General features: G+C 47.8%; 4 protein-coding genes. All 4 read left to right on the top strand.

All coding sequences use genetic code 11. The features are described 5' to 3' along the window. Positions 1-158: 158 nt before the first annotated feature. Positions 159-449, top strand: a complete 291-nt coding sequence (locus tag HMPREF1246_RS09400; RefSeq protein ID WP_014128069.1) for a DUF6110 family protein — start codon at positions 159-161, stop codon at positions 447-449. Between the two features lie 35 nt (positions 450-484). After that, positions 485-2605 carry a heavy metal translocating P-type ATPase gene (locus HMPREF1246_RS09395; RefSeq protein WP_021737361.1) on the top strand — a complete coding sequence of 707 codons (2121 nt, stop codon included), beginning with the start codon at positions 485-487 and terminating at the stop codon, positions 2603-2605. An 84-nt stretch (positions 2606-2689) separates the two neighbouring features. After that, positions 2690-3256 carry a helix-turn-helix domain-containing protein gene (locus HMPREF1246_RS09390; protein WP_035224754.1) on the top strand — a complete coding sequence of 189 codons (567 nt, stop codon included), beginning with the start codon at positions 2690-2692 and terminating at the stop codon, positions 3254-3256. Beyond that, positions 3187-4074, top strand: a complete 888-nt coding sequence (locus HMPREF1246_RS09385; RefSeq protein ID WP_021737362.1) for an IS3 family transposase — start codon at positions 3187-3189, stop codon at positions 4072-4074. Before HMPREF1246_RS09390 ends, HMPREF1246_RS09385 begins: the two co-directional genes overlap by 70 nt. Positions 4075-4132 lie beyond the last annotated feature (58 nt).

The raw sequence follows: 4132 nt of genomic DNA, 5'->3' as shown, positions 1-4132 counted from the left end.
AAAAAATTGAGGAACGTTTAGAGTTTCTCGTAAGAATCATCAAGATTTTGGCTTGTTTCAGGAGAAAGAAAAGGCTATAATGACAAGATAAAGAGATTCAAAACTAAAGAATCTCCTAATGAGTTAGCTGTATATTATCTTGGAGAGAGGTGCTATCTATGGAAAGAGAAGATTGGATGCATGTTGGTATGGTTGTGAGCGGTGCTGCTCTGGGGCTTGCGGCCCGTGTCTTTTTCAAGAGCAAATGCATGAAAAAAGCAGCCGTTGGCGCGACGGCTGCTGCCCTGCGCATACAGAAATGCGCTGAAAAAAGTGCGGCCTGCCTCAATGCCCAGGCTGATGACATCGTGGCCCAAGCCAAGGAAGAAAATCGTAAACGGGAAGAAGCGGAACTTGCTGAGATGAAGGCTAAAGAAGACGCCTTGACACCTGTGGAAGATAAGGCCTAAACCCCTATTTCCTAGGAAGAAAGGATGGGACAATCGTGAAATTTCAAATGATTCATGAGGTCCGGGACCGGATCCATGTTCGCTGCTTGTCCGCTAAAGGAGTCCTCTTCCGTGGGTTTGATGCCCGGCAGGGCGCTGTGATCCTTTCCCGCCTGGAAAGGATCAGTGGAGTTTACAAGGTTAAGCTTTACAGTGCATCGGGCGAAGTTGCGATTACCTTTGCTCCGGACAAGAGGGCTTCTCTTCGTCCTATTCTTTTGGACACCTTGGCCTATCTTGACCCCAATGATCCGGGCCTCCAAAAGTCCAGCAAGCATCAGGCGGATGCCCTGATCCTCAATCGGACCTACCGCAATCGTCTGATTTCCCATGTGACGCGTCATTTTGCCTGTAAGTGGTTCCTGCCCATGCCTGTGCGCATGCTCCGTGCCTGGTATCACACCCTAGGCTTTATCCGTAAGGGTGTCAAGAGCCTTCTTTCAGGCAAACTCGATGTACCGGTCCTTGATGCAACAGCCATTACGGCGGCTATGCTTCAAAACGACCTTGGTACAGCCGGCTCGATCATGCTGCTGCTTGGAATTGGAGATATCCTGGAAGAGTGGACCCTAAAAAAATCCGTTCATGATCTGGCTTCCCATATGTCCATTAACGTGGATACCGCATGGAAGGTCCTTGAAAATGGAACGGAAATCGAAGTGCCCTTAACTGAAGTGGAAAAGGGCGATGTCATCAGTGTCAAGATGGGAAGCACCATTCCCCTTGATGGGTTGGTGACGGGCGGTGAAGCCCTCGTGAACCAGGCCTCCATGACAGGTGAATCGATGCCGGTTCGTAAGACCGTCGATGGAACAGTCTTTGCTGGAACCGTTGTGGAAGATGGGGAAATCTGCATCCGGGTGACGGGAACGGTGGGGGATACTCGTTTTGACCGAATCGTTAAGATGATCGAGGATTCGGAAGCTTTTAAATCGAACCTCGAAGGAAGGGCCAATCATTTGGCTGACCGTCTTGTGCCGTGGTGCCTAGGCGGAACCCTCCTGACCTATCTGATCACGCGCAATGTTATGAAGGCCATGGCGGTCCTCATGGTTGACTTTTCCTGCGCGCTCAAACTTTCCATGCCGCTGGCGGTGTTGTCAGCCATGCGTGAATGCAGTACCTACAAGATCACGGTCAAGGGTGGCAAGTTCCTCGAAGCGGTGGCAGAGGCGGATACCATTGTCTTTGATAAGACGGGAACACTGACCCTTGCCAAGCCGAAGGTTGCTGACGTCATTTGCTTTGATGGTTACAGTCGGGAAACGGTCCTTCGCTATGCCGCCTGCCTGGAAGAACATTTTCCCCACTCTGTGGCCAATGCCATTGTGCGTCAAGCTGCCGATGAAGGCATCACCCATGATGAACTCCATAGTAAAGTGGAATACATCGTAGCTCATGGGATTGCTTCCCGTGTCGGGGACAAACGGATTGTCATCGGGTCCCATCACTTCATCTTTGAAGATGAGCACTGCCGTGTCCCGGAGGGTCAGGAAGACCTGTTCGAAAGCCGTTCCCCAGCTTATTCCCATGTCTTTATGGCATTGAACGGGGTCCTTATGGCCATCATCTGCATTTCCGATCCCTTGCGCCCGGAAGCTGTGGAGGTCATGAAGGCGCTGCGCCGCGTTGGCTTCCAGAACCTTGTCATGATGACGGGAGACAGCAAACGGACAGCAGAAAATGTAGCCGCGACGTTGGAGCTTGATCGGTTTTACGCGGAAGTCCTGCCTGAGGAAAAGGCTCAGTTCGTCAAAGCCGCCAAGGCCGAAGGACACCGTGTCGTCATGGTAGGCGACGGTATCAATGATTCCCCTGCCTTGTCTGAAGCAGACGCTGGGATTGCCATTGCCGAAGGGGCTGATATTGCCCGTGAAATTGCCGATATCACCATTTCGGCCCGCGACTTGCATCAGCTCATCGTTCTAAAGGAACTGAGCAACCTGCTCATGAAGCGTGTCAATTTCAACTATGATTTTGTTGTTTCCTTTAATGCCGCGCTGATTGCCCTTGGTGTAGCCGGTATCCTGCCTCCAGCGACAACAGCACTGCTGCACAATGGGTCGACCATTGCCCTCAGCCTTCACAGCATGACGAATCTCAAGAAATTTGTCTAAAAAAGCGGATAAAAGAGACTAAAAGAGCCTAAAAAGGGCTGAAATGTACCCTCTTTACTGGACACCCAGTAAGGAGGGTACATTTTGCGTTATACGACTGAATTTAAGCTGATGTGTGTAGAACTTTATCGTCAAGGTAAGTGGGTAAAAACACCTAAAGGAATTAAAACAGCAAATTTCCGTAACAAGATTCGTACTTGGAATCGTATCGAACAGGCTGGCGGACCGGAAGCATTGTGTCACAAAGCACATTACAAGGCATGGTCCCCAGAGGAGAAACTTGAATTGGTTTCACAAGTAAATGCCGGACAGTCAATGATGGCTGTCGCCTGTCAATATGGTATGAGCTATGGTCTTTTGTACCAATGGGTTCGTAAATACAGAGAAGAGGGGTATAATGGGCTCGTAAGTAAAAAGAAAGGTCAGCATAGAAAGGATCAGCCCATGAAAAGAAATACGAAGAGCCCCAAACCATTAAATGAAAGTGAACGGGAAGAATTAATTCGTCTGCGCGCAGAGAATGCCTACATAAAAGCGGAGAATGCTGTAATAAAAAAACAAATCGCCTTGAGACGACAAAAATGGGCTGCGCAGCTCAAGGCGAAAAAGCAGCAGTCATCCAGGAACTCCGCCAGGAAGGACACCCGTTAAAGTACCTGTTAAAATTCTCGGGATTAGCGAAGTCGACCTACTACTATGAATTGAAGCGTACCGATCGTGTAGAAGAAAGAAACAAATCAATTACGGAAACAATCTGTTACATATTCGAGGAAAATAAGCAGAGATATGGTGTTCGGCGCGTTTGTCACGAGCTGGTGAACCGCGGCTTCCATATCAATCACAAACGGGTGCAGCGTATCATGCATGACCTGAAGCTGTTTGGCAAGCGTCCGAAAGAAAAGTACCATTCGTATAAAGGAGAAGTCGGGAAAGTGGCCGGCAACATCATCCAGAGAAACTTTAAAGCGGACAGGCCACTGCAGAAATGGACAACGGATGTAACACAGTTTCATTTCTCATGGGGAAAATGCTACCTTTCCCCCATCCTGGATATGAATACGAACGAAATCATTTCCTATGATTTATCGATGATTCCTAATCTTAACCAAATCAAAAGGATGCTGAACCGAGCTTTTAAGAAATTCAGGAATTTACAGGGGTTAATTATGCACTCGGATCAGGGATGGCAGTATCAGCATGAATTTTACAGAAGTGAATTGAAAAAGCATGGAATTATACAGTCAATGTCGCGTAAGGGCAACTGCTATGACAACAGTATTATGGAGACCTTTTTTGGTCGGATGAAAAATGAAATGTATTACGGAAGCGAAAAAGAATACACCTCGTTCAAGGTATTTGCTAAAGCAGTGAAAGAATACATTCATTATTTCAACAAGGAAAGGATTCAGAAAAAAACAAAATGGATGCCTCCCGAAATATATCGGGAAACATCCACTAATGCCATTTAACTAATTTATATGCGTCCAGTTTTTGGGGTACACATCAGGCCGATGGACGGTTCTTTTT

It is taken from the genome of Acidaminococcus sp. BV3L6 (assembly GCF_000468835.1).
In the GTDB taxonomy this organism is placed as follows: Bacteria; Bacillota; Negativicutes; order Acidaminococcales; family Acidaminococcaceae; genus Acidaminococcus; species Acidaminococcus intestini.
The sequence above is the reverse complement of the archived record's forward strand: the minus strand, read 5'-3'. Positions and strand labels throughout refer to the sequence as shown.

Bases quoted from the DNA above. Each gene is read 5' to 3' on its own strand.
- HMPREF1246_RS09400 (WP_014128069.1), top strand. From the start codon at position 159: ATGGAAAGAGAAGATTGGATGCATGTTGGTATGGTTGTGAGCGGTGCT.
- HMPREF1246_RS09385 (WP_021737362.1), top strand. From the start codon at position 3,187: ATGGGCTGCGCAGCTCAAGGCGAAAAAGCAGCAGTCATCCAGGAACTC.